This is a genomic window from Streptomyces sp. NBC_01244, assembly GCF_035987325.1.
Taxonomy (GTDB): Bacteria; Actinomycetota; Actinomycetes; order Streptomycetales; family Streptomycetaceae; genus Streptomyces.
This window is the reverse complement of sequence record NZ_CP108488.1, coordinates 9098597-9122521: the sequence shown is the minus strand read 5'-3', so window position 1 is coordinate 9122521 and position 23925 is coordinate 9098597. Positions and strand designations below refer to the sequence as shown.

At 71.8% G+C, this 23925-nt stretch carries 20 protein-coding genes; 14 read left to right on the top strand and 6 right to left on the bottom strand.

Annotated elements, in window-relative coordinates; translation table 11 throughout:
• Positions 1-17: 17 nt before the first annotated feature.
• On the bottom strand, positions 18-440 hold the full coding sequence (locus tag OG247_RS40555) for a DUF6924 domain-containing protein (protein WP_327256969.1): 423 nt from the start codon (positions 438-440) through the stop codon (positions 18-20).
• A gap of 164 nt (positions 441-604) precedes the next feature.
• Here OG247_RS40555 and OG247_RS40550 point away from each other — a divergent pair, with 164 nt between their 5' ends.
• Both OG247_RS40550 and OG247_RS40545 read left to right on the top strand, forming a co-directional pair.
• Positions 605-1333, top strand: a complete 729-nt coding sequence (locus tag OG247_RS40550) for an SOS response-associated peptidase (protein WP_327256968.1) — start codon at positions 605-607, stop codon at positions 1331-1333.
• 345 nt (positions 1334-1678) lie between these two features.
• Entirely contained in the window at positions 1679-3493 is a 1815-nt protein-coding gene (locus OG247_RS40545; RefSeq protein ID WP_327256967.1) for an IPT/TIG domain-containing protein, read from the top strand.
• 185 nt (positions 3494-3678) lie between these two features.
• On the opposite strand, the gene OG247_RS40540 is transcribed toward OG247_RS40545, so the two are convergent.
• Positions 3679-4302 carry a TetR/AcrR family transcriptional regulator gene (locus OG247_RS40540; RefSeq protein WP_327256966.1) on the bottom strand — a complete coding sequence of 208 codons (624 nt, stop codon included), beginning with the start codon at positions 4300-4302 and terminating at the stop codon, positions 3679-3681.
• 145 nt (positions 4303-4447) lie between these two features.
• Between OG247_RS40540 and OG247_RS40535 the strand changes: the two genes are divergently transcribed.
• Together OG247_RS40535 and OG247_RS40530 are read left to right on the top strand one after the other, a co-directional pair.
• Positions 4448-5950 carry an APC family permease gene (locus OG247_RS40535; RefSeq protein ID WP_327256965.1) on the top strand — a complete coding sequence of 501 codons (1503 nt, stop codon included), beginning with the start codon at positions 4448-4450 and terminating at the stop codon, positions 5948-5950.
• An 8-nt stretch (positions 5951-5958) separates the two neighbouring features.
• The gene (locus OG247_RS40530; RefSeq protein ID WP_327256964.1) at positions 5959-6912 is read left to right on the top strand and encodes a carbon-nitrogen hydrolase family protein; all 954 of its coding nucleotides are present in this window, start codon (positions 5959-5961) and stop codon (positions 6910-6912) included.
• A gap of 16 nt (positions 6913-6928) precedes the next feature.
• Here the strand turns inward: OG247_RS40530 and OG247_RS40525 are convergent, their stop codons facing one another.
• Genes OG247_RS40525 through OG247_RS40515 form a run of 3 tightly spaced genes read right to left on the bottom strand, consistent with a single transcriptional unit; the run spans position 6929 to position 9899 of the window.
• Positions 6929-7681, bottom strand: coding sequence for an amino acid ABC transporter ATP-binding protein (locus OG247_RS40525; protein ID WP_327257804.1), 753 nt, complete (start codon positions 7679-7681; stop codon positions 6929-6931).
• Positions 7682-7740: 59 nt separating this feature from the next.
• Positions 7741-8733 (bottom strand): ABC transporter substrate-binding protein, encoded by a 993-nt coding sequence (locus OG247_RS40520; protein ID WP_327256963.1) that lies wholly within the window; start codon positions 8731-8733, stop codon positions 7741-7743.
• Complete coding sequence (locus tag OG247_RS40515) at positions 8730-9899, bottom strand: LLM class flavin-dependent oxidoreductase (RefSeq protein WP_327256962.1); 1170 nt, start codon at positions 9897-9899, stop codon at positions 8730-8732. The genes OG247_RS40520 and OG247_RS40515 overlap by 4 nt, the downstream gene beginning before the upstream one ends.
• A 722-nt stretch (positions 9900-10621) precedes the next feature.
• Between OG247_RS40515 and OG247_RS40510 the strand changes: the two genes are divergently transcribed.
• From OG247_RS40510 to OG247_RS40465, 10 genes are all read left to right on the top strand, one after another.
• Positions 10622-11599 (top strand): amino acid ABC transporter permease, encoded by a 978-nt coding sequence (locus OG247_RS40510; protein ID WP_327256961.1) that lies wholly within the window; start codon positions 10622-10624, stop codon positions 11597-11599.
• Positions 11600-11811: 212 nt separating this feature from the next.
• Entirely contained in the window at positions 11812-12771 is a 960-nt protein-coding gene (locus OG247_RS40505; RefSeq protein ID WP_327257803.1) for an amino acid ABC transporter permease, read from the top strand.
• The gene (locus tag OG247_RS40500; protein WP_327256960.1) at positions 12768-13568 is read left to right on the top strand and encodes an amino acid ABC transporter ATP-binding protein; all 801 of its coding nucleotides are present in this window, start codon (positions 12768-12770) and stop codon (positions 13566-13568) included. The genes OG247_RS40505 and OG247_RS40500 overlap by 4 nt, the downstream gene beginning before the upstream one ends.
• Before the next feature lie 147 nt (positions 13569-13715).
• On the top strand, positions 13716-14738 hold the full coding sequence (locus tag OG247_RS40495; protein ID WP_327256959.1) for a transporter substrate-binding domain-containing protein: 1023 nt from the start codon (positions 13716-13718) through the stop codon (positions 14736-14738).
• 52 nt (positions 14739-14790) lie between these two features.
• The gene (locus OG247_RS40490) at positions 14791-15588 is read left to right on the top strand and encodes a GNAT family N-acetyltransferase (protein WP_327256958.1); all 798 of its coding nucleotides are present in this window, start codon (positions 14791-14793) and stop codon (positions 15586-15588) included.
• Positions 15589-15667: 79 nt separating this feature from the next.
• Entirely contained in the window at positions 15668-16708 is a 1041-nt protein-coding gene (locus OG247_RS40485; RefSeq protein WP_327256957.1) for an LLM class flavin-dependent oxidoreductase, read from the top strand.
• 78 nt (positions 16709-16786) lie between these two features.
• A complete protein-coding gene (locus tag OG247_RS40480) occupies positions 16787-17176 on the top strand; it encodes a GntR family transcriptional regulator (protein ID WP_327256956.1) in 390 nt (129 codons plus the stop codon).
• Positions 17173-18057 carry an ABC transporter ATP-binding protein gene (locus OG247_RS40475; protein ID WP_327256955.1) on the top strand — a complete coding sequence of 295 codons (885 nt, stop codon included), beginning with the start codon at positions 17173-17175 and terminating at the stop codon, positions 18055-18057. The genes OG247_RS40480 and OG247_RS40475 overlap by 4 nt, the downstream gene beginning before the upstream one ends.
• Complete coding sequence (locus OG247_RS40470; protein ID WP_327256954.1) at positions 18054-18986, top strand: ABC transporter permease; 933 nt, start codon at positions 18054-18056, stop codon at positions 18984-18986. The genes OG247_RS40475 and OG247_RS40470 overlap by 4 nt, the downstream gene beginning before the upstream one ends.
• Before the next feature lie 153 nt (positions 18987-19139).
• On the top strand, positions 19140-22577 hold the full coding sequence (locus OG247_RS40465) for a molybdopterin-dependent oxidoreductase (protein ID WP_327256953.1): 3438 nt from the start codon (positions 19140-19142) through the stop codon (positions 22575-22577).
• 1 nt (position 22578) lies between these two features.
• On the opposite strand, the gene OG247_RS40460 is transcribed toward OG247_RS40465, so the two are convergent.
• Complete coding sequence (locus OG247_RS40460; protein WP_327256952.1) at positions 22579-23919, bottom strand: radical SAM protein; 1341 nt, start codon at positions 23917-23919, stop codon at positions 22579-22581.
• Positions 23920-23925: the final 6 nt, after the last annotated feature.

Sequence of the window (23925 nt, the reverse complement as noted above, 5' to 3'; positions counted from 1 at the left end):
CGACCGACGGCGAGGTGTCAGTCCCCGCCGAAGCCGCGGAAAGTCCCTGACGCATCAGCCGCGTCGGCGCACTCCGCGAAATCCATGTTCCAGAGGCTGAGGTTGGCCGACACGCCGGGAAACCACCGGGCCGGAACCCTGAAGGTCCGCCCGGGCTCGACCTCGAGGTCCACGGCCAGAAGGAGGCGGCCCGGATCCCCCATCGTGGTGGCGTCCGCCAGGAACAGGTGGTAGATCCGGCCCTCCTCCGCCGCGGCGGCCTCTTCCTCCACCAGTTCCCGGACGTCCACGTCCGCGAAGCGGGGCTCGCTGACGTACGTGGCATGGGAGTACTCGTCTGCACCGTCGAGCGCGGCCCGCAGCGCGTCCCAGTCCTTCTCGTCGCCGAAGTGGGTACGCAGCACCAGCAAAGTCAGGTCATCGGGCTGAGGCAGAGGCATGGGTGCGATCCTCCCACCCGGTTCTGACATCGGCCGCCGGCCAGGGCCTGTCGTCCAACTCCCGTCGTCGCCCGGACCAGAGTGGGACGACAGACCCTAGTGCTGTGACCGGGCGTCCGGCGGACTCTGCCCCTCCCGCCCGGGAAGAGTGGGACAGTGGAGGCATGTGTGGTCGATACGCCTCCTCCCGGGCCCCGGAAGACCTCTCGGGCCTCTTCGACGCCCGGCTCGATCCGGACCGGGCACTGGGGCCCTCGTGGAACGTCGCGCCCACCGACGAGGTGTGGGCGGTGCTGGAGCGCGCCGACCGGGACACCGGGGAGATCGGGCGGCAGCTGCGTCCGGTGCGGTGGGGCCTGGTGCCGTCCTGGGCCAAGGACCCGGCCGTGGGATCCCGGATGATCAACGCGCGGGTGGAGACCGTCCACGAGAAGCCGGCCTACCGGCGCGCCCTGGCCAAACGCCGGTGCCTGCTGCCCGCGGACGGCTTCTTCGAGTGGGTCGCCGTACCGGCCACCGATACGGCCAAGGCCTACAAGCAGCCCTATTTCATCCGGCCCGAGACCGGCTCCGTCATGGCCATGGCCGGGCTGTACGAGTTCTGGCGCGACCCGGCCGTCGCCGACCGGGACGACCCGGGCGCCTGGCTCACCACGGCCACGATCATCACCACCGAGGCCACCGACGCGGCCGGCCGCATCCATCCCCGGATGCCGCTGGCCCTCGACCCCGGAGACTACGAGGCCTGGCTCGATCCCTCCCACGAGGACACGACGGATCTCCGCGCCCTGCTCCACACCCCCGCCGGCGGCCGGCTCGCGGTGACCGCGGTCTCGACCGCCGTCAACAGCGTCCGCAACAACGGCCCCCACCTCCTCGACCCCGCCGGCTGACGACACGGCACCACATCAACACAGCCGCACCGCAGCACCGCAACCTCTCATCTTCTCGGAAATTCGTACGAGTGGGGGCGTCGATTTCGGGGTTTCCAACGGTTTGGCGGGACGATCCGGCATTTGGTGCCCGCCGCGCCCCGGCCGCTGCGATGCTTCCGCCGGTATCACCGGGCCGACGTCCTTCCAGCGACCCGGAATACCGGCGAACGAGCGGCGCCGCCGGAGGAAGCTGCACTCCGGTTCGCCGTACGGGAGCGTCCGGCCGCGGCTTCCCGGGAGTATTCGCCTCCGGCCGCTGCCGGGCGGAGGCGAGAGGGGGAGACTTCGATGTCTTCGACTGCTGTGTTAAACGGACCGCGCGCCCCGTGGCGGCGCCGGCTGCTGGCGGTGGCCGCGTCCTCGGCGCTGGCCGCGGGCGGCCTGACGGTGCTGGCGCCCCCGGCGTCGGCGGAGGGGGTGTGCGCCGCCCCGGTCCTGGTGGGTGCCACGACCACGATCACCTGCTCGGCGGGGGGTTCCGGAAGCGTCACGGTGCCGGAGGGCGTCTCCGGCGGTGTGGTGACCCTGGACGGCGCCGGGGGCGGGAACGCAGCCGACGGCACCGCCGGCGGCAAGGGCGCGCACCTCGTCGCGACCGTCCCCGCCACTCCCGGGCAGACCTTCAACGTGACCATCGGCCGGCGCGGCGCCAACGGGGCGGCCGGTACCCAGTTCGGCGTGCCGGGATTCGGCGGCGCCCTCGTCGCGGTGACCACCGCCGCCAACGCGCCCCTGCTGACGGCCGGTTCGGGCGGCGGGGCGGGTGGAGCGGGCATCGGCTCTCCCGCCTATCCGGGAGCGGCCGGCGGTGACAGCGGAAGACCGGGGGCCGACGGCAACGGCCTGGTCCCCGACGCGCAGGGCGGTACGGGCGGCCGCGCGGGCACCGACACGGCCGGCGGGGCCGCGGGGACCGGAGGGCCCGGCGCGGACAACGAGGGCCCGAACGGCTCCCCGGGCGCCTTCCCGAACGGCTCCGGCGGCGCCGCCGGCCAGGGCGTGTTCAGCCCGACGGGCGCCGGCGGCCGCGGCGGAGCGGGGTACGGCGGCGGAGGCCGGGGCGGGGGCGGCGGCAGATACGGCGCCACCGGTGGGGGCGGAGGAGGCGGTGGCGGCGGGTCCAGTCTGGTCTCCGGAACGGTTCCCGGCTCCCACGTCACCCTGACCGAGGGTGCCAACGCCGGTGACGGCCGGATCGTGTTCGCCTTCACCCTCCCGCCGACGGTCACGGCCGTCGGCCCGGCCGCCGGACCCGCGGGTGGCGGTACGGCCGTGACGGTCACCGGCACCAACCTGACGGGCGCCGTCCTGACCTTCGGCGCGGGCAACCCCGGCACCGATGTCACGTGCACGCCCACCTCCTGCACCGCCACCGCTCCGGCCGGGACCGGCACCGTGGACCTACAGGCCACCACCGCCGGCGGCACCAGCAGCCCGTCCCCCGCCGGCCGGTACACCTACGTTCCCGTCCCCGTGGTGACCTCGCTCAGCCCCGCCGTCGGCACGACGGCCGGCGGTACGGTCGTCACCGTCAACGGGACCGGCCTGGACCGCGCCACCGCGATCGACTTCGGCTCCGGCAACCCGGCCACCGGCCTCTCCTGCACCCCCACGGCCTGCACCGCCACCGCGCCCGCCCACGCCGCGGGCCCCGTGGACGTCCGGGTCACCACGGCCGGCGGCACCAGCGCCGTGACCGGCTCGGGCCGGTACACCTATCAGCTCCCGCCCGCCGACATCGACGTGGACCTGACCGCACAGCCCGGCTTCAGCCTGCTGGTCCCCTACCTCACCTACACCCTGACCGCCCGCAACACCGGTCCCGGTACGGTCACTTCGGCGACACTCACCGCGACCCTGCCGCCGGGCGCCTCCGCGAACACCCTGTCCCCCGGTTGCACGGCCGCCGGGTCCACCGTGACCTGCGCCTACGGGACCATCGCCAACGGGGCCGCCGCCACCAAGACGTTCCGGGTACCGCTGGGGCTGCTCTCGCTGGGGCGCGTCACGGTCTCCGCCACCCGTACGGCGTCCGCGCCGACCGACCCGGGCCCGCTCAACGACGGCGCGACCGCCAGCTGCACGGTCGTCTCCGTCCTCCTGGCCACCTGCCCCTGACCCGTCGCAGCCGTCCGTAGTCAGCCCTCAACGGGGCGACGTACGCACTCGATTGCCGCCGGCCCGCCTCGTGACGAGGCGGGCCGGCGGCGCGTCCGGGCGGGCTCAGGAAGGGCCGGGCTCAGGAGGGTTCGGGCCCAGGAGGGTTCGGGCCCAGGAGGGTTCGGGCTCAGGAGGGTTCGGGCTCAGGAGGGTTCGGCCGGCTCCCGGCCGGTCAGCTCGTGGCCCGTGACGGCGCGGGCGTAGGAGCGCAGCGCGGCGATGACCTCGGTGCGCGTGCGCCGGCCGGCGAGGACCTCCATCTGGTAGCCGTCCTCCATGGCGACGAAGTTCGCGGCGAGCAGGCGGGGCGGATCCTGGAGCAGGAAGTGCCCCTGAGCCTGCCCGAGCACCAAAATGCCGGAATACACCGCGATCTGACGCTCCGTCAACGCACTGTCGAGCGCCGCCGCCCGGGCGTCTCGCAGGCAGCGCGGCCAGTACTCGAAGAGCAGCCGGGTCAGCGCGTCGTCGGGGCCGCCGGCGACTCCGTGGTCGATGCAGGCCCGCAGTTTGTCGCGGGCGTCGTCGAAGCGGTCCGCGGCCTCCTCGCGGTCCTGGCTGTAGCGCTCGATGGCCTGCTGGTACGTGGCGTGGACGAGGGCGTCCAGATCGCCGTAGTAGAGCACGGCGGCGGGGGTGACCCCGGCCTGGTCGGCGACATCGCGCAGCCGCAGGCCCTCCAGTCCGCGAACCAGTACGGCGCGCTCCACCGCCTTGCCCAGCTCGGCCCGGCGGTTCTCCTTGCCGTTCCCCTTCCTGGCTGCCACGTCTCCTCCACAAGTTGATCATCTAAATCTTGGTTTAACGATATCGCTCGATCTATTGACGGTCCAGGACCCCCAGGTCTTAAATCTCCGTTTAACGCGGCGTCTCACGCTCTGCGCACCACACCTGCGGCCTCCAGGAGGCATCATGACCAACCCGACCGACACCGGGGCCAGAACCGGGCCGGCGCCCACCCCCGTCGGCAAGGGGCTGCGTGGCGGCTCCGTGGGCCTGCTCGCCTCCGTCACGCTCGGGCTGTCGTCCGTGGCACCGGCCTACAGCATCGCCGTCACCCTCGGCTTCGTGACGCTCGCCGTGGGAGACCTGGCTCCGGCCGCCCTGCTCCTGGGGTTCGTACCGATCCTGCTCACCGCCTTCGCGTTCCGCGAGCTGAACCGCGAGATGCCGGACTGCGGCACCAATTTCGTGTGGACCACCCGCGCCTTCGGGCCGGTGGCCGGCTGGTTCACCGGCGGCTGGGTCGTGATCGTCGCCACCCTCATCGCGATGACCGCCCTGTCCCAGGTCGGTGCCGTGTACCTGTTGAGCCTGCTCGGTCTGCGCTCCCTCGCCGAGAACGATGCCGTCGTCACGGTGACCGCCCTGCTCCTGCTGGCCGCGTGCACGTCGGTCTCCGTCCGGGGACTACACCTGGCCGCCTCCGTCCAGTACGTGCTCCTCGGCCTGCAAATGGCGGCCCTGCTCGGTTTCGGCGCGGCCGCCTTCGCCCGCGACGGGGCCGTCACCCCCTCACTGGAGTGGCTCGACCCCAGCGCCTTCGACGGATTCGGGCCCTTCGCCGAAGCCGTCCTGCTCTGTCTGTTCATCTACTGGGGGTGGGACTCGCTGCTCGCCGCGAACGAGGAGACCCGGGACGGCGAGCGCGTGGCCGGGCAGGCCGCCGTCATCTCGACGCTCCTGCTCCTGGGCACCTACCTGTTCACCGCGTTCGCGGCGATCAGCTTCGCCGGCACCGGAACCACCGGCCTGGGCCTCGGCAACGCCGAGAACGCCGCCGACGTCCTCACGACCCTCGCGCCCCCCGTACTCGGCGGGGCACTCGCCAAGGTGATGCAGCTCGCCGTCTGCGTCTCGGCGGTCTCGGCCCTGCTCACCTGCCTCGTCGGCAATTCCCGAGGCACCTTGTCCATGGCCGCCCACGGCGCCCTGCCACGCGCCTTCACCCGGATCCACCCCCGGCACCGCACGCCCGCCTTCGGGACCCTGGCCTGCGGAACGGCAGCGGCCGGCACGCTGATCCTGCTCCGGCTCGTCTCCGCGGACTTCCTCGGCGACGCCGTCCTGTGTGTCGGGCTGCTCATCGCCTGCTACTACGGCACCACCGCCCTGAGCTGCGTCTGGTACTTCCGGCGGAGCCTGCGCGATTCCCCGCGCAACCTCCTGCTGCGCGGCGTCCTGCCCCTGCTGGGCGGCGTGCTGATGCTGGCGGCCTTCGCCCGCAGCGCCCACGACATGTACGACCCCGCATACGGGAGCACTTCCTTCCACGGCGTCGGCGGGGTCTTCCTCCTCGGCGCCGGCTCCATCGCCCTGGGCGCCCTGGCCCTGCTCATCGCCCGCACCCGGTTCCGCCGCTTCTTCCGCGAAGGCCGCACGTCGGTCGCCGCGCTCACCGTCACCGAGGACTGACCACACCCATGCGCACTCTCGCCATCGCCGCCCTGCAGACCACCCCCGTGGCCCACGACCTCGAAGCGAGCCGGCAGCGCTTCAGCGACCAGGTCCGCGCCACGCACGAGCTCTTCCCGCACGTGCAGCTCGTCATCGCCCCCGAGCTCCTGCTCGCCGCCGAGGGCCCGCTGCTGCGGCCCGCGCCCGACGACTGGATGGAGCAGGCGGCCGTCACGATACCCGGACCGCTCACCGACCGGATCTGCTCCCTCGCCAGGGAGACCGAGATGTGGCTGGTCCCGGGGAGCCTCTACGAGCGCGCCGAGGACGGCCACATCTACAACACGGCGATCGCGGTCTCGCCCGAGGGCGAGATCGTCGCCCGCTACCGCAAGATCTTCCCCTGGCAGCCGTACGAAAAGGCCCGCCCCGGCCACGAGTTCACGGTCTTCGAGCTCCCCGGCATCGGGCGGGCGGGCCTGGCCATCTGCTACGACGGCTCCTTCCCGGAGACGGTCCGCCAACTCGCCTGGCTGGGAGCGGAGATCGTCATCCAGCCCACGCTGACACCCACCCGGGACCGGGAGATGGAGCTGGTCTGCGCCCGCGCCAACGCCTGGACCAACCAGGTGTACGTGGTCAACGTCAACGCCGCCGACCCGGCCGGGGTCGGCGCCAGCGCGATCGTCGACCCCGAGGGCGCGGTCCGCCAGCAGGCCGGCCCCGGCGAGGAGGTGCTCGTCGACGTCCTGGACCTCGACGCCGTCACCCGGGTGCGCCGCTACGGTTCCACCGGGATCAACCGGCCCTGGGACCAGCTGGCCCGGTACGGGGAGTCCATAGCCCTCCCGATGTACGGCGGCGCGGCCTTCCGTACACCGCACTGGCTGAAGGACGGGGAAGGACGGGACCGCGTAACCCTCGAGGACCGGAAACCCGCGGGAAGCGGCGTTGGACGCCCCCGGCTGGGACCGGCCTGATCCCTCACCCGGCACCTCACCACATCTTGGCGAGGAAGGCGCGCGTGCGGGGGTGCTGCGGGTCGTCCAGGAGCGCCCCGGGCGCTCCCTGCTCCACGACGGCCCCGCCGTCCATGAAGACGACGGTGTCGGCGACCTCCCGGGCGAAGCCGAGCTCGTGGGTGACGACGAGCATGGTGGTTCCGGTCCGCGCCAGGTCCTTGATGACGTCCAGGACCTCGCCGACCAGTTCCGGGTCGAGCGCCGAGGTCGGCTCGTCGAAGAGCAGCACCTTGGGCTCGAGCGCGAGCGCGCGGGCGATGGCGACCCGCTGCTGCTGCCCGCCGGACAGCTGCCGTGGGTAGGCGTCCGCCTTCTCGCTCAGACCCACGCGTTCCAGCAGCCGGCGGGCCGTCGCCCCGGCCTCCTCCCGGGACCGGCGCAGCGCGGAGACGGGAGCCTCGACGAGGTTCTCCAGCACGGTGAGGTGCGTGAAGAGGTTGAAGTCCTGGAAGACGAACCCGATGTGGGTCCGCTGCTTCAGCACCTCCTTCTCCTTGAGTTCGTGCAGCTTGCCGCGGTGGCCGCGGTAGCCGATGAGCTCGCCGTCGACGCTGACCCAGCCGCGGTCGACCTTCTCCAGGTGGTTGATGGTGCGCAGGAGGGTGGACTTCCCCGAACCGGAAGGACCGAGGATCACGGTGACCTCCCCCGCCCGGACCTTCAGGTCGACCCCGCGCAGCACCTCCAGGGGGCCGAAGCTCTTGTGGACGCCCCGGACCTCCACCATGACGCGTTCGTGGTCACGGTCGCGTTCGTGGTCACGGTCGTGGTCGCGTTCTTGGTTCCTCACGTGTGCTCGGCCGGATTGATCTGCGAGGTGTCGATCGCGGAGGGGGTGGTGCCCCATTTCTTCAGGATCCGCGCGTAGGTGCCGTCCTTGATCAGCTCGTTGACGGCGGCCTGGAACGCGGGGGTCAGCGCGGAGCCCTTCTTGAAGGCGAAGCCGACGTCGAGGCGGTGGTACTCGCCGAGGAAGGTGGTGTGCGCGGCGGGCTGCGCGGCCTGGTGGCGCAGCCCGTTGATCGTCGACATGACGACGTCGATCCGGCCCTGCTGGAGGGCCGTCGTCACGGCCCCGGTCTCGGAGAAGACCTTGACCTCGTACGGCTTCTTCCCGGCGGCCGCGCAGACCTCCTTCTGCGCGGTCAGGGTCTTCTCGAACGTCGTACCGGCGCCGGTGCCGATGGTCAGCCCGCACAGCCGGGTGAGGTCGGAGACCTGGCCGGTCAGCGCGGTGTTTCCCGTCCGGACCGCGAAGCCCTGGCCGTCGTTGATGTACGTGACGAAGTCCACGGACTTCAGGCGTTCGGTGGTCACCCCGAAGTTGCCCGTACCGACGTCGTACTTGCCGCTGCCCAGGGCGGGGAGGATCGTCTCGAAGGAGGCGTCCTGCCGCTCCAGCTTCACGCCGAGGACCTTGGCCACCGCGGCTGCGATGTCGATGTCCTGGCCCGCGGGCGGCTTGTCCTGTCCGTTCGGGTAGTACGCCGACGGAGGGGATCCGACGGAGCCGCCGAGCCGCAGGCTGCCCGCCTTGCGTACCTCTGCGGGGAGCAGGGCGGCGATCGGCTCGACCGCGCGGACGGCGGCGACCGGATCGTCGGCCGGCGCGGGAGAGACGAGGGCGGCGGCCGACGGCGCGGATCCGTCACCGGAGCCGCAGGCCGTCAGGGAGGCCAGCAGGGGGAGGGGCAGGAGTACGAGCCCGGTGCGCAGGCGTCCGCGGCGCCCGGCACCCTTCCCGGTCCCGGACCGGGGCCCGTTCGCGAGGAGTCTCATCCGCGCACCGCCGTCAGGGTCTGGTGGGGGAAGCCGGCCTCGGGGCGGGCGCCGTGTTCGGCGTCCCGAGCGGCGTCACGCTTGGCCACTTCCTCGCGGACGAGCGGGATCACGTACCGGCCGAAGTCGACTGCGTCGCCCAGCAGGTCGTAGCCCCTGGCCGACAGGATGTCCACGCCGAGGTCGTGGTAGTCCAGCAGCGCCTGGGCCACCGTCTCCGGGGTGCCGACCAGGGCGTTGGAATTGCCCGCGCCCCCGGTGGCGGCCGCGGTCGGGGTCCACAGCGCCCGGTCGTAGCGCTCCCCCGCCTCGGCGATGGCGATCAGGCGCTGCGATCCGGTGTTCTGCGGGGCCGCGGCCTCGGAGACTCCGTTGCGGTGGCGCTGCACGGTCCCCGCCCGCCTGCGCTCGCGGATGGCGCCCACCGTGCGGTGGGCCTTCTCCCAGGCCAGCTCCTCGGTCGGGGCGATGATCGGGCGGAACGCGACCTGGATGCGGGGCGCTTCGGTACGGCCCGCGGCCCGCGCCGCTGCCCGTACGGCCTCGATCTGCTGGGCCGTCTGCTCCAGGGGTTCACCCCACAGGCAGTAGAAGTCCGCCTCCGCTCCGCCGGCCGCGTAGGCGGCGGGTGAGGAACCGCCGAAGGAGACCTTCGGTCGGGGCTGCTGGACGGGGAAGACGTCGCTGACGAAGTCGTGGAAGCGGTAGTGATCGCCTTCGTGGTCGAAGGGCTCGTGGGTGGTCCAGATCTTCTTGACGATGCGGATGTACTCGCGGGTGCGGGCGTAGCGCTCGTCCTTTCCGAGGACATCGCCTTCGCGTCCCTGCTCGTGGTCGTTGCCCCCGGTGATGAAGTGGACGGCCAGGCGACCGCCGCTGATCTGGTCGAGGGTCGCGAAGGTCTTGGCGGCGAAGGTGGGGTACGAGACGTTGGGCCGGTGGGCCAGCAGGATCTGCAGCCGTTCCAGCTTGCTCGCGATGTACGCGGCGGCCGGCGCCGGGTCCGGGGAGCCGGAACCGTAGGCGAACAGCACCCGGTCCCAGCCGTGGTCCTCGTGCGCCCTGGCCAGCCTGAGCGTGTACTCCTTGTCGAAGGCGGCGCCGGATCGTGCGGTGGTTTCGGAGCCGTCGTTGGTGGCGGCTATGCCGAGGAACTCCACGGGCATGGGTGTGGCCTTTCGGAAGGTGCGGCGGATCGCGGCCGGGCAGGGTGAACCACCCGCGGGACAGGGATGCGTGATGAGCCGTCAGCCCTGCAGACTCCGGACGGAACGGAGTGGCGGTGCGGACGACGCGGGGCGGGGGCGGCCGGGCAGCGGGGCGGGCAGCGGTGCGCGACGGGGCGGGCGTGACGACGCATGGCAGGGGAGGTGGGTGCGGCGGCAGCGCGCGTCCGGGTTCGCGACAGCCCGTACCCGGCGGCCGTGACGGCCCGCAGGACGGTTGCGCGAAGGGAGTTCTCGGCCCGCGACGGGGTCACCGAGGGAGGGAAGGGCCGGTCAGACAGCCCGCTGCCGCGTCAGGCGCAACAGGCCGCGGACCACACCCGACCGAAGTCGATGTAGTCGCGCGAGACCAGGCGCTGATGGGCGTTCATGCGACTACTTGAACAGTACGAAGCGCTCTTCGTCAAGCGACGGACCGGATGCCGGACGGGCCCGACCGTCCGCTGAACCGCGCACTGTTGACACGTTCGTGCGGTGCACGCATACGATCGGCGGCGTTCCGGCTCCGCCTCGCGCGCAGGCCGGTCCGGCCGTGTTGAGGGACACGGCGAGCGTGACGACGACCGTACCCGTGCCCGCACCCGTGCCCGAAACCCGCACCCGTGCCCGTGTCCGGCAGCCCCTGCCGCGCCCGCCATCCCTCCACCCTCCGGAGCACTTCCATGACCACCGTTTCCGACGCGCCTCGCGGGCCCCACGCGTCCCCCGTATCCGCCCCCGATACCGAGCCGCCGCCGATCGTGCCCCGCAGACGCGTCGGCCGTCGATTGTCCGCCGCCGCCGCGCTGCTGGTCTTCGCGATGGTGCTGGCCTCCGTCGTCCGCAACGACGCCTTCCAATGGAGCCTGGTGGGCCGGTACTTCACCACCTCCGCCGTGCTCGACGGGCTGCTGCTGACCCTCTGGCTGACCGGCGTGGTGATGGTGCTCGGGTTTCTGTTCGGCACCGTGCTCGCCGTGATGCGGCTGTCGGCCAACCCCGTCCTGCGCACTCTGAGCTGGGGCTACGTATGGATCTTCCGGTCCACGCCGCTCCTCGTACAGTTGCTGTTCTGGTTCAACATCGGCGCCCTGTACCCGACGCTCGGCCTGGGCATCCCCTACGGCCCCCAGCTCTTCAGCGTCACCACGGTGAACCTGCTCGGCCCGACCCTCACCGCCGTCATCGGCCTGACCCTGCACGAGACCGCGTACGCAGCCGAGGTGGTGCGCGGCGGCATCCTCTCCGTGGACCCCGGCCAGACCGAGGCCGCGCAGGCGCTCGGGCTGAGCAGGCGCCGCACGCTCTACCGGATCGTGGTTCCCCAGGCGATGCGCTCGATCGTGCCGACCGCCGGGAACATGCTGATCGGCACCCTCAAGGGCACCAGCATCGTCAGCGTGCTGGCCGTGCACGACCTGCTGTATTCGGTGCAGTTGGTCTACAACCAGAACTACCAGGTCATCCCGCTGCTGATGGTGGCCACCCTCTGGTACGTCGCCGTCACCACCGTGCTCAGCGCGGGCCAGTACTACGTGGAGCGGCACTACGCGCGCGGCAGCTCGCGCGGCCTTCCGCCCACGCCGCTGCGGCTGCTGCGCGTCCGGGTGGCCGGCCTGCGGGGCCGCCTGAACTCGGTGACCGCACCGGGCGAACACTGAGTTTCATTTCACCAAGAGGCGTTGTATGTACGGCGGATGAAATCGGAACACGACTTCAAGCATCCTGATATCCGGGCCGTTGACACCCCTTCTCCGGGCTGCCTAGCTTACGCCGCAGACAAAGAGATATCGGCGGCCTCTCCTGTTCGGCTTGACGGCTGCTTTTCGATTCTGCGCCTATTCGAAGCCGTGGAGTGTCCTTGACCGAATCACTGCTCCTCTCCGCGCCCGCCGGCCCCTCCGGGCCGCCCGGGCCGCCCGGTCCGGCCGAGCGGGTCCTCCCGCTGCGCCGGCCCGGCCGGTGGGTCGCCGGCATCGTCGTCCTCGTGCTGGTGTCGCAGGCCGCCCACGGGCTGATCACCAATCCCTTCTACCAATGGGACCGCTTCGCGTACTGGTTCGCCCGCCCGGTGATCCTGGACGGGCTGCTCATCACCCTCCAGGTGGCCGCGTACAGCGCGGTCCTCGGTCTGGCCGGCGGCGTCCTGCTGGCCCTCGGACGGCTCTCGGGCAGCCCGGTGCTGCGGTCCGTGAGCTGGACCTACATCTGGCTGCTGCGCTCCGTGCCGCTGATCGTCGTCCTGCTCTTCCTCTACAACCTCAGCGCCCTGTACCCGACCCTCAGCATCGGTGTGCCCTTCGGGCCCGCCTTCCTGACCTTCGACGAGTCGCGGCCCGCCACCGACATGGTGGTCGCGGTGGTCGGACTGAGCCTGAGCGAGGCCGCGTACGCCGCCGAGATCGTCCGGGCCGGCGTGCTCTCCGTCGACCAGGGGCAGCACGAGGCGGCCGCGGCCCTCGGACTGCCCAAGCGGTACCAGTTCGCCAGGATCGTCTTCCCGCAGGCGCTCCGCTCGATCGTGCCCTCGTACGTCAACCAGCTGATCGGCCTACTGAAGGCCACCTCACTGGTCTTCTACGTCTCGCTGCTCGACCTGTTCGGCTCGGTACAGAGCCTGGGCAGTACCTATCCCGGCGACGTGGTGCCGCTGCTGCTGGTGGCGACCGTCTGGTACGTGATCCTCACCAGCCTGGTCTCCGTCGTGCAGTACTACGTCGAACGGCACTACGCCCGCGGAGCCCTGCGCACCCCCGCGCCGACTCCGCTCCAGCGGGCCCGGGCCGGCCTGCGCGACCTGCGGATCCGCTACCGGAAGGAGACGGCCCGATGACCGGGACCGCGAGTACCGCCGCCGCCACGACCTCGCGGCCGGCCGCCATCGAGGTGCACGACGTGCACAAGTGGTTCGGCGGCCGGCGGGTCCTCGACGGGGTGAGCCTGACCGTCGCGCCCGGCACCGTCACCGTGATCCTGGGACGCTCCGGATCCGGCAAGTCGACCCTGCTGCGGGTCCTGAACCATCTGGAGAAGCCCGAGGCCGGCCACGTCAGCGTCGGCGGCGAGCTGATAGGCGTCCAGCGGCACGGGGGCCGGCTCAAGGAGCTGCGGGAACGGGCGATCCTCGCCCAGCGCGGCCGGATCGGCTTCGTCTTCCAGAACTTCAACCTCTTCCCGCACCTGACCGTACGGGACAACGTGGCCGCGGCCCCGGTGGCCACCGGCCGGCTGTCCCGGCCGCAGGCACAGGCCCTGGCGCAGGAGTTGCTGCGCCGCGTGGGGCTCGGGGACCGTGGCGGCGCCTACCCGCGACAGCTCTCCGGCGGGCAGCAGCAGCGGGTGGCCATCGCGCGGGCCCTGGCCCTGCGGCCGGGGGTCATCCTCTTCGACGAACCCACTTCGGCGCTCGACCCCGAGCTGGTCGGCGAGGTGCTCTCCGTGATCAAGGACCTGGCCACCGGGGGCACCACCCTCGTGATCGTGACCCACGAGATCGGCTTCGCCCGCGAGGTCGCCGACGAGATCGTCTTCCTCCACGAGGGCCGCATCGTGGAGCAGGGCCCGCCCGCGCAGGTGCTGGACCACCCCGCGCACCCGCGGACCCGGGAGTTCCTCAGCAAGGTGCTCTGACCTCCCCACCTCGCCCCTGCCTCGGCCCCTCCTCGGCTTCCCTTCCCACGACTTTCCCTGCCACGGCTTTCCCTGCCATGGCTTTCCGTGCCTCACCCTCCCCGCATCGGCCTTCCCCGCATCGCCGAACACCCGAAAGGCAACGCCATGCAACACCCGCCCCTCCTGCGCAACAGACTCGTCCGCGGCCTCGGCGCCACGACCGCCGCCCTCGCCCTCGCCGCCGGACTCACCGCGTGCGGCGGCGACGCGAAGGCCACCGGCACCACACCGGGCTCCGACAAGGTGACCATCGGCGCCGTCTCCAACGGGGCCGCGCAGCAGGCCGAGCTGTCCGTCCCCGTCGTCGAGTCCCTGCGCGCACAGCTCCCGAAGGCCGTGCGCGACAGCGGTGAACTGGTCATCGGGGTCGGTGCCCTGCCGGCCGGCTTCCCGCCCCTCGCCTACGTCGGCACCGACCAGAAGACCATCACCGGAGCGGAGCCCGACCTCGGCCGCCTCGTCGCCGCGACCCTGGGTCTGAAGCCCGTGGTGAAGAACTCCACTTGGGAGAACCTCTTCGTCGGCATCGACAGCGGCAGGGTCGACGTGGCCTTCTCCAACGTCACGGTCACCGAGGAGCGCAAGAAGAAGTACGACTTCGCGTCCTACCGGCAGGACAACCTGGCCTTCGAGGCCCTGAAGGAGAACACCTGGGAGTTCGGCGGCGACTACCGCAACCTGGCGGGCAGGACGGTGTCGGTCAGCAAGGGCACCAACCAGGAGAAGATCCTCCTGGAGTGGCAGAAGAAGCTCCAGTCCGAGGGCAAGGACATCACGGTCAAGTACTTCCCTGACGCGAACAGCGTCTACCTGGCCCTGAGCGGCAAGAAGATCGACCTCAACTTCGGCCCGAACCCGTCGATCGCCTACCACATCACCCAGACCGCGAGCGGCAACGCCCCGACCCGCAAGGCCGGTTCGTTCTCCGGCGCCGGCGAGACCCTCCAGGGGCTGATCGCCGCGACCGTGAAGAAGAACAGCGGACTGGCCGAGCCCGTGGCGCAGGCCGTCAACCACCTCGCCGGGAGCGGCCGGTACGCGCAGCTCCTCACCGCCTGGCACCTCTCCGACGAGGCCGTGACCACCTCCCGGGTCAACCCGCCCGGGCTGCCCACCACCAATTCCTGATCCCGCGGCCGTCCCCGGCCCGGGCATTCCACGGAAGGAGGGTTCCGCCCCCATGCCCACCACCACGCCCACCCCCACCAGTCCGGTGACCCCGGGGACCGCGGCGGCCCCGGCCGCCCCGGGCACCCCGGGCACCCCGGGCACCCCGCACGTCCTCGACAACCCGGCCTGGGCCTCGCTGTCCGGCCCGCACGCGGCGTTCGCCGTGCGGGCCGGCGGCCTCGCCGCCCGCTACGCCGCGGACGTCGCCGTGTTCTCCGCGATCGCCGATCCGGCCGACCCCCGGTCCTGGGACGCGCTGCGCTCCCTGGCCGGACCCGACGGGGTCGTCGCGCTCTCCGGGGTACTGGCCCCGCCCACCGGTTGGGAGACCGTCTGGTCGACCCCGGGGGTCCAGCTGGTCGACACCGCGCTGCGCGCCGAACCCGCTCCCGAGGCGGTGCGGCTCGGGCCCGCGGACGTACCCGAGGTGCTGGAGCTGATCGGGCTGACGAAGCCGGGGCCCTTCCTGCCCCGCACCATCGAGCTGGGCACGTACCTGGGCATCCGCCACCGGGGCCGGCTGGTGGCCATGGCCGGGGAGCGGCTGCGCCCGCCCGGCTGGACGGAGATCAGCGCGGTCTGCACCCATCCCGGCTTCCGCGGCCGGGGCCTGGCGTCGCGCCTGGTGCGCGCCGTCGCGGCAGGCATCCGCGCCCGGGGAGACGTACCGTTCCTGCACACGGCCGCCGAGAACACCGGTGCGATCCGTCTCTACGAGTCGATCGGTTTCACCGTGCGCCACAGGCCTTTCTTCCTGGCCTTCCGGGCGCCGGGCGGCACGGATCACATGGCCGCCACACGCATGTGACAGTGCCCGGTTCCTTTTCATACTCCCGCCATTTCCGCGGCCCTTATTTTCGGGCACGCCCTTTTCGAGGAGCGCCGACGTGAAATTCCTGGCCATCACCCTGATCACGGACGGCACGGATCCGGCGACGGGCGCCCCGACCCCCACCCGCGAGCGGTTCCGGCAGGTCGTCGACGCCGCGCTGCTGGCGGAGGAGCTCGGGTTCGACGGGTTCGGGGTGGGCGAGCGCCACGAGCGGCCGTTCCTGTCGTCCTCGCCGCCCGTGGTGCTCTCCCACGTCGCCGCCCTGACCCGGCGGATCCGGCTGTACACCGCCGTGACCACGCTGAGCCTGCTGGACCCGGTGCGGGCGTACGAGGACTACGCGACACTCGACCACCTCAGCGACGGCCGGCTCGAGCTGATGATCGGCAAGGGGAACGGCACCGCGCAGCGCGAGCTGTTCGACGTGAGCTCCGAGGACCAGTGGGATCGCAACTCCGAGGGCTACGAGCTGTTCCGGCAGATCTGGCGGGAGGACAAAGTGACGGCGCGGCCGCGCTTCCGGCCCGCGCTGACCGGCGCCGAGGTGCTGCCCAGGCCGTACCAGAAGACGCTGCGGGTCTGGCACGGAAGCGCCACGAGCCGGGAGTCCGTGGATCTCGCGGCGCGCTACGGAGACCCGCTCTTCTCCGCGAACGTCACCCATCCCATCGGCCCCTACGCCGCGTTGATCCGCCACTACCGCGAGCGCTGGGAGCACTACGGACACGATCCGGCGCATGCGGTCGTGGGTGCGGGCACGGCCGGCTTCCACACGGCGGCCACCTCGCAGGGCGCGGTGGCCGCGTACCGGCCGGCGTTCGCCCGGTACCTGGCTGCCCACGCCGCGCAAGGGCTGGATCCGGTGTTCCCGACCCTGGAGGACTTCGTCGAGCGGAGTTCGGCCCTGATCGGGAGCCCTGAGCAGGTCATCGAGAAGGTACACCGCTACCACGAGGAATTCGGCCACACCGTCCTGCACCTCCAGGCCGAGCCCGGTGGGCTGACCGAGGCCCAACACCGGGACTCCCTCGCGCTGTTCCAGTCCCGGATCGCGCCAGAGTTGCGCCGCTCGATTCCGGACCCCGTCTTCGACTGAGACGGCGAAGGGCAGTTGACAGAAGCAGTCTCCTGCACCACCCTTTCACTACTTGCCTAGTGAAAGGGTGGTGTTGTCGTGCTCGAGTACCGCATCGACCGTCGCAGCGGCATCGCCACATACCTGCAGATCGTCCAGCAGACCAAACAGGCCCTGCGCCTGGGTCTGTTGGAACCGGGCGACAAGCTGCCGACCGCGCGCGAGGTCGTCGAGGCCACCGCCATCAACCCGAACACCGTCCTCAAGGCCTACCGCGAGTTGGAACGCGAGGGGCTCGTCGAGGCGAAGCGGGGCGTGGGCACCTTCATCCGCAAGTCCCTGGGCGGCGCCCCGGCGGAATCTCCGCTACGCGCCGAACTCGCCGACTGGGCACGGCGGGCCCGGGAGGCCGGGATGGAGCGGGACGACGCGGCCGCGCTCTTCTCGGCCGTACTGGAAGAGCACTTCAAGGGGGACGAACACGCATGACGCACACCGTGATCGAGGCGGACGGCCTCGGCCTGCGCTACGGACGCCGGGGAAGGTGGGCGCTGCGCGACTGCTCCTTCCGGCTGCCCGAGGGCCGGGTCTGTGCACTGGTGGGACCCAACGGAGCGGGAAAATCGACCCTGTTGACCATCGCCGCCGGGCTCGTTTCCCCGACGGAGGGTCACCTCCACTCGGTGCCTCGAGAAGAACTGGCCTACGTGGCCCAGGACAAGCCGCTCTACCCGCAGCTCACCGTCGGAGACACGCTCCGCATGGGCAGCGAGCTCAACCCCGGCCGCTGGGACGCGAGCAGGGCGGAGCAGATCGTGGAGGCGGGGGACCTCGACCCGCACGCGAAGATCCGTACCCTCTCCGGCGGCCAGCGCACCCGCGTCGCCCTTGCCCTGGCCCTCGGCAAACGCCCGAGCCTGCTCCTGCTCGACGAGCCCATGGCCGACCTCGACCCGCTGGCCCGACACCGGCTCATGGGCACGCTGATGGCCGACGCCGCCGAGAACGGCACCTCCGTGGTGATGTCCTCGCACATCCTCACCGAGCTGGAAGGCGCCTGCGACCACCTGCTGCTCGTCGACGGCGGCCGGATCCGCCTCTCCGGCCCCATCGACGAGGTCGGCGCGGCGCACCTGCTGCTCACCGGCCCGGCCGCCGCCCGCGACGAACTCTCCGCGCACACCGTCGTCGAGGCCCGCGAGACGGGCCGCCAGCTCACGGCGCTCGTACGGCCGCGGGGCCCCGTCGACAGCCGCACCTGGCAGACGACCCACCCGTCCCTGGAGGAACTCTTGCTCGCCCACCTGCGCGCGCCCGAAGCCCCGGCGTTCGCCGTCGAGGTCGATGTCACCGAGGGGGTGTCGGCATGAGCGCGCGGACGCTGAAGGGGCCGTACTGGGTCGCGGTCCGCCAGCACCGGCGCGTGCTGTGGACGGTGCCTGCCCTCATCGCCGTGGGCCTCGTCGTGATGGTCGCGCTGCGCGTGTGGAGCGCGTACCCGACCTATGACGAGCTGCACCGGCCGGTCCTGACCCCCGGATACGACCTGCTCCGGGGGTACATGCAGTCCGCTAGCAGGAGCCTGGTGTTCCTGCCGCTGCTGGTGGGAGCCTTCGTCGCCGGCCCGATGGTCTCCCGCGAGCTGGAGAGCGGCACATGGCGGCTCGCCCTCACCCAGTCGACGACGGCGAGGGCCTGGCTCGGCTCGAAGGTCCTGGTGGCGGCCGCGGTCTCCGTGCTCGGCTCCCTCGCCCTGATCGGGATCTACCGCCTCGGATGGGCCCGGGTCTCCGACACCTACGAGCTCCACTGGTACGACCGCGGCCCCTACGAGAGCGCCGGCCCCGTGCTCGTCGGCTACGTCCTGCTCGGCGTGGCCCTCGGCACCCTGGTCGGCCAGCTGGTCCGGCGGATCCTGCCCGCCATGGCCGTCACCGGTCTCCTCACGGGTTCGGTACTGCTGGGCCTCCGCGCGCTGCGGTGGTCGTTCCTGCCCGTGGTGACCGAGACCGCGCACCACGGCGTGAACCCGGACTCCCTGGTGCCGCCGTCCGGCTTCGTCATGAGCACGGGGCTCTTCACCACCACCGGGGAGCGCAAGCCCTGGTACTCGTGTTACGAGGAGACCCAGATCCCCGGTGTCTGCCGCGACGACATGGACGTCGCCTCCGTGTACGCCCACTTCCACCCCGCCTCCCACTACTGGCCGACCCAGCTCATCGAAACCTCCATCCTGCTCGCCCTGGCCGTAGCGGTCCTCTACGCCGCCTTCCGCCTGGTGCGCAAGCGACACCCCTGAACCTCCCGTAAGCAGCGTGAACCACCCGTTCGGCCCGGGGCGAAGGTCCCGGCCGGGCGGGCCCTCCGGTGCTCCGTTCGCGACCATCGCCGCTGGTCAGTGCCGTACGCCGGACTGTCCACTGGAGAGAGGTCTGCGAGCCAGGAGGATGTCGTGTCCGAGGAGAAGCGAGGGTTCTGCACCCTCTGCAAGTCGCGCTGCGGCGCGATCTTCACCATCGAGGACGGCCGGCTGACCGGCGTGCGACCGGACCCCGACCATCCGACCGGCACGGCCATGTGCCCCAAGGGCCGCTCCGCCCCCGAGATCGCGCACAGCACCCGGCGGCTGACCACCCCGCTGCGCCGGACCAACCCCAAGTCCGACCCGGACCCGGGCTGGGTACCCGTATCCTGGGACGAAGCCATGGCGGAGATAGCCGAGAAGATCGGGACGATCGCCTCGGAGACCGGCCCCGAATCCGTGGCCTTCGCCGTGGCCACGCCGTCGGGGACCATGGTCTCGGACGCCACCGAGTGGATCGAGCGCTTCGTACGCCGCTTCGGCAGCCCGAACACGGTGTACAGCGCGGAGATCTGCAACTGGCACAAGGACGTCGCGCACGCCTTCACCTTCGGCTCTCCGATCCCGCCGCCCGACTACGCGAACGCGGACCTCGCCCTGCTGTGGGGGTTCAACCCGGCCAAGACCTGGCTCGCCCAGTCCGCCGCCCTCTCCGCCGCCCAGGCGACCGGCACCAAGCTCGCCGTCGTCGACCCGCGCCGCTCCACCAGCGCGCTGCGGGCCGACCACTGGCTGCGGGTCCGGCCCGGCACCGACGCCGCGCTCGCCCTGGGACTCGCCCACCTGCTGATCGCCGACGAGGGCTACGACGCGGCCTTCGTCCGCGCCTGGACCAACGCTCCCCTCCTGGTCCGCGCCGACACCGGACGGTTCCTGCGCGCGGACGAGCTCCCCGGCAGTTCGCAGGAGTGCACGGGCTTCACCGTTTTCGACGCGGAGGCCGGCCGGGCCGAGGCCTACGACACCGCTCGCGCCGCCCACCGCCCGGAGCGCTTCGCGCTGCGCGGCACCCGGCCGATCACCCTCCGCGACGGCTCGGTCGTCGACTGCGCACCCGCCTTCGAGCGGTACGCCACCGCCTGCGCGGCCTGGCCGCCGGCCCGGGTCGCGGCCACCACCTGGATCCCCGAGCGGGAGATCCGTGCCCTCGCCGCGGAGATCGCCGCCGCACCCTCGGTCACCTACTACGGGTGGACCGGAGTGGGGCAGAGCGCCAACGCCGCGCAGACCGAGCGGGCTCTGGCCACCCTCTACGCGCTGACCGGCTCCTACGACGCCCCCGGCGGCAACCACGTCGCCCCCGCCCCGCCCTACAACCCGGCCACGTCAGTCGCCCAGTTCGCTCCGGAGCAGCGTGCCAAGGCCCTCGGCCTCGACAAGCACCCGCTGGGCCCGCCCGCCTCCGGTTACGTCAACTCCGGCGACCTGTGCACGGCCATCGAGACCGGCCGCCCCTACCCGGTCCGCGCGCTCATCGGCTTCGGATCCAACCTCGTCGTCGCGCAGCCCGACTCCGACCGCACCGCGCGGGCGCTGCGCGCACTCGACTTCCAGGTCCACCTCGATCTCTTCCACAACCCGACCAGCGGCAGCGCCGACATCGTCCTTCCGGTCAACAGCTCCTACGAGCACGAGGCCCTGCGCTTCGGCTTCGAGGTCAGCCACCGGGCCCAGGAGCAGGTCCAGTTCCGGCCCCGGATGGTGGAGCCGCAGGGCGAGTCCCGCAGCGACACCGAGTTCGTCTTCGATCTCGCCTGCCGCCTGGGCATGGGATCGGAGTTCTTCGGCGGGGACATCGAGGCCGCCTGGAACTGGCAGCTCGAACCCCTGGGCCTGACCGTCGAGGAGCTGCGCCGGAGCCCGGGCGGCGTCCGGGTGCCCCGCGAGGAGTCCTACCGCAAGTACGCCGCCCCCGTAGCGGGCGACGGTGACGCAGACGGGGACGGAGACGGGGACGGGGACACCGTGACCGGCTTCGCCACGCCCACCCGGCGCGTCGAGCTGTACTCCGAGCGGCTGCTGGAGCACGGCTACCCGGCGGTGCCCGAGCACCACGACCCCGCTCCCACGGACGCCGCGTACCCCCTCGTGCTGACCTGTGCCAAGCACGGGTACTTCGTCCACAGCCAGCAGCGTTCCCTGACCTCGCTGCGCCGCCGGGCCGCCGACCCCTCGGTGGACCTGCACCCCCGGACGGCCGCCGCGTACGGCATCGGCGAGGGCCAGTGGGTGGAGCTCGCCACGCGCCGCGGCTCCATCCGGCTGCGCGCCCGCTTCGACGACTCCCTCCACCCCTCCGTCGTCGTCGGCGAGTACGGCTGGTGGCAGGACGCCACCGACCTCGCCCTCCCGGGCGCCGACCCGACCGCCCCGTCGGGCAGCAATTTCAACCGGCTCGTCGACCATGCCGACACCGATCCCCTCAGCGGCTCCGCGCCACTGCGGTCCGCCGCCTGCCGGATCGGCCCGGTGCCCGGCGACGGCTCCTGGCTCGGTACCCGCCCCTTCACCGTGACGGCCCTCGACGAGGTGAGCCCCGGCATCCGCGGCCTGCGACTCGCCCCCGTGGACGGCGGGGCCCTCCCCGACTACCGGCCCGGCCAGCACCTGACCGTGCGCGGCGAGAACCCGGACGGCACCGTCCAGGACCCGTCCGACGGACGCAGCTACTCCCTCACCGGACCCGCCCTCGCGGGAGGCCGCACCGACTACGGGCTCGCCGTACGCCACATCCCCGGCGGAGCCTTCTCCACCCGGATCCACGAGGAGCTCCGGGTCGGGGACCGGCTCCACCTGGCGAGCCCGGGAGGCGTGTTCGCCATCCCGACGCACACCGACAACCCGGTCGTGCTCCTGGCCGGCGGCATCGGCATCACACCGTTCCTCAGCTACCTCGAAACCCTCGCGACCACCGGCGGCACGGTCGCCGAGGTCGTCCTGCACCACGGCAACAACAACGCGGCCGACCATCCCTTCCGGGACCGGCTGCGCGAGCTGGCCGCCCGCATACCGGCGCTGACGGTCGTGAACCACTACGCCGCTCCCGCTTCGCAGGACGTCCTCGGCCGCGACTACGACCGCACGGGGTTCATCACGGTCGAGGACATCGACCCCGGTCTCATCGTCCGCCGCGCCCGCTTCTACCTGTGCGGGCCGCAGCCCATGCTCGACGCCCTCACCGGGGCGCTGATCGCGCGCGGTGTCCCCCGCTTCGAGGTGTTCAGCGAGAAGTTCCGCCCGGCCCGGCGGGAGGTGACCGTGCCCGACGACGCCGAGTACACCGTCACCTTCGCCCGGTCCGGGCGCAGCGCCACCTGGCGCAAGGACGACGGCCCGCTCCTCGCCCTCGGCGAGGCGGCCGGGGTCGCCATGCCGAGCGGCTGCCGGGTCGGGCAGTGCGAGAGCTGTGCCTGCACCGTGCTCAAGGGCACGGCGGCCCACCTGGTGACGCCCTCGGAGGACCTGCCCGACACCGACGTCCTGACCTGCCAGTCCCTGCCGACCTCGGACCTGGTCCTCGACCTCTGAGCTACTCGGTCTCCTCCTTCTCCTCCAGCCCCTCCAGGCTGTCCATGAAGGAGGAGACGGAGAACACCGCGCGCCCGGGGCCGGCCGGACCGTAGCCGGGCGGGGAGCTCAGGCCGAACTCCTCCAGCGTCGCCCGGTAGGTCTCCAGCAGGCGGACGTGGTACTCGAGGGGCGCGCCCAGCGGATTGGCCTTGCCCAGCGGGGTCGTCGGCTCCGGGCACCAGGTGGTAAAGCGCGGGACGACTCCGTGCGACATGAAGAACCGCAGGCCCTCCTGGGTGGACGCGATCGCCTCGCTCACCTTGGTGAACCCGAAGGGCTCGGCCATCTCGATGCCCGCCACGAAGTTCGGGATCACATTGCGCGGGCCGAACACCTCCGTGGAGTCCAGGATCCTGCGGTGCCATTCGTCGCGGCCGACGTAGCGCTCCTTGCCGGGGCAGTGGAGCTTGAACAGGTACTCGTCCCACACCTCGAAGTTGGGGTGGTAGATCTTGACGCCGTGATCGTGGAAGCGCTGCACGGCGTCCCGGGGCAGCGCCTGCGCGACGACCTTGCCGGTCCAGCGGCCGGGGAAGCGCTCCTCGATGGCCTTGGCGTACTGGCCGTAGAAGTCCGCCTCGTCGCGGCCGCCGACCTTGGAGGTGATCGAGCCGCCCGTGAGGGTGTAGGCCCGGGAGATGCCCGCCGTGTCGTACCGGTCGATGATCTCCAGGGCCTCCAGCACCTCCTCGACCGGCTTCACCCCGGTGTAGGGGCGGCCGGCCGCCTTGTGCTGGCGCCAGTTGTGGTTGATGTCGCAGAACTGGCACTCCTCCTTGGCGCCGAAGTACTGGCACACCCGGAAGACCGTCAGGTAGATGAGGTAGCCCCACTGGATGGTCGGCGCGACCTCCATCACCGACTTGCCGTTCGACAGCTTGTGCCGGTAGTACTCCGGCATCGGCGGCAGGCCGACGTCCGCGATCCGTACGCCGTCCAGGTACAGGCCGAGCGCGCCGTCCTCCCCGCCACGCACCACGTACGGGGAGTCCGGGTTGACCCGTACGGAGACCACGGTGCGGCGCAGTTCGTACGGGCCGCCCGTGAGCACGATCTCCTCGGGCGGCCGGTTCAGGGCGGCGGCGCCGAGCTCCGGGAGGGTGCGGTGGTCGAAGGAGAAGATGAAGTACGACTTCGGCTTGACGTCGCCCGAAGCCCCGTCGGCGCCTCCGCTGAGCGCGGACTCGTCGAAGGCCATGCCGCCCCGCAGGAGGTCTTCCTTGATCACGGCTTCCCGGGGCACGTGCGGGAAGCGCCCCATCAGGTCCTCGATCAGCGCGGTACGGCTGGGACTCTCCATCTACGG

What these genes read in the sequence shown, in the direction of transcription:
- OG247_RS40555 (WP_327256969.1), bottom strand. Translation starts at nt 440, where the DNA reads ATGCCTCTGCCTCAGCCCGATGACCTGACTTTGCTGGTGCTGCGTACC.
- OG247_RS40550 (WP_327256968.1), top strand. Translation starts at nt 605, where the DNA reads ATGTGTGGTCGATACGCCTCCTCCCGGGCCCCGGAAGACCTCTCGGGC.
- OG247_RS40535 (WP_327256965.1), top strand. Translation starts at nt 4,448, where the DNA reads ATGACCAACCCGACCGACACCGGGGCCAGAACCGGGCCGGCGCCCACC.
- OG247_RS40530 (WP_327256964.1), top strand. Translation starts at nt 5,959, where the DNA reads ATGCGCACTCTCGCCATCGCCGCCCTGCAGACCACCCCCGTGGCCCAC.
- OG247_RS40525 (WP_327257804.1), bottom strand. Translation starts at nt 7,681, where the DNA reads ATGGTGGAGGTCCGGGGCGTCCACAAGAGCTTCGGCCCCCTGGAGGTG.
- OG247_RS40520 (WP_327256963.1), bottom strand. Translation starts at nt 8,733, where the DNA reads ATGAGACTCCTCGCGAACGGGCCCCGGTCCGGGACCGGGAAGGGTGCC.
- OG247_RS40515 (WP_327256962.1), bottom strand. Translation starts at nt 9,899, where the DNA reads ATGCCCGTGGAGTTCCTCGGCATAGCCGCCACCAACGACGGCTCCGAA.
- OG247_RS40510 (WP_327256961.1), top strand. Translation starts at nt 10,622, where the DNA reads ATGACCACCGTTTCCGACGCGCCTCGCGGGCCCCACGCGTCCCCCGTA.
- OG247_RS40500 (WP_327256960.1), top strand. Translation starts at nt 12,768, where the DNA reads ATGACCGGGACCGCGAGTACCGCCGCCGCCACGACCTCGCGGCCGGCC.
- OG247_RS40495 (WP_327256959.1), top strand. Translation starts at nt 13,716, where the DNA reads ATGCAACACCCGCCCCTCCTGCGCAACAGACTCGTCCGCGGCCTCGGC.
- OG247_RS40490 (WP_327256958.1), top strand. Translation starts at nt 14,791, where the DNA reads ATGCCCACCACCACGCCCACCCCCACCAGTCCGGTGACCCCGGGGACC.
- OG247_RS40475 (WP_327256955.1), top strand. Translation starts at nt 17,173, where the DNA reads ATGACGCACACCGTGATCGAGGCGGACGGCCTCGGCCTGCGCTACGGA.
- OG247_RS40470 (WP_327256954.1), top strand. Translation starts at nt 18,054, where the DNA reads ATGAGCGCGCGGACGCTGAAGGGGCCGTACTGGGTCGCGGTCCGCCAG.
- OG247_RS40460 (WP_327256952.1), bottom strand. Translation starts at nt 23,919, where the DNA reads ATGGAGAGTCCCAGCCGTACCGCGCTGATCGAGGACCTGATGGGGCGC.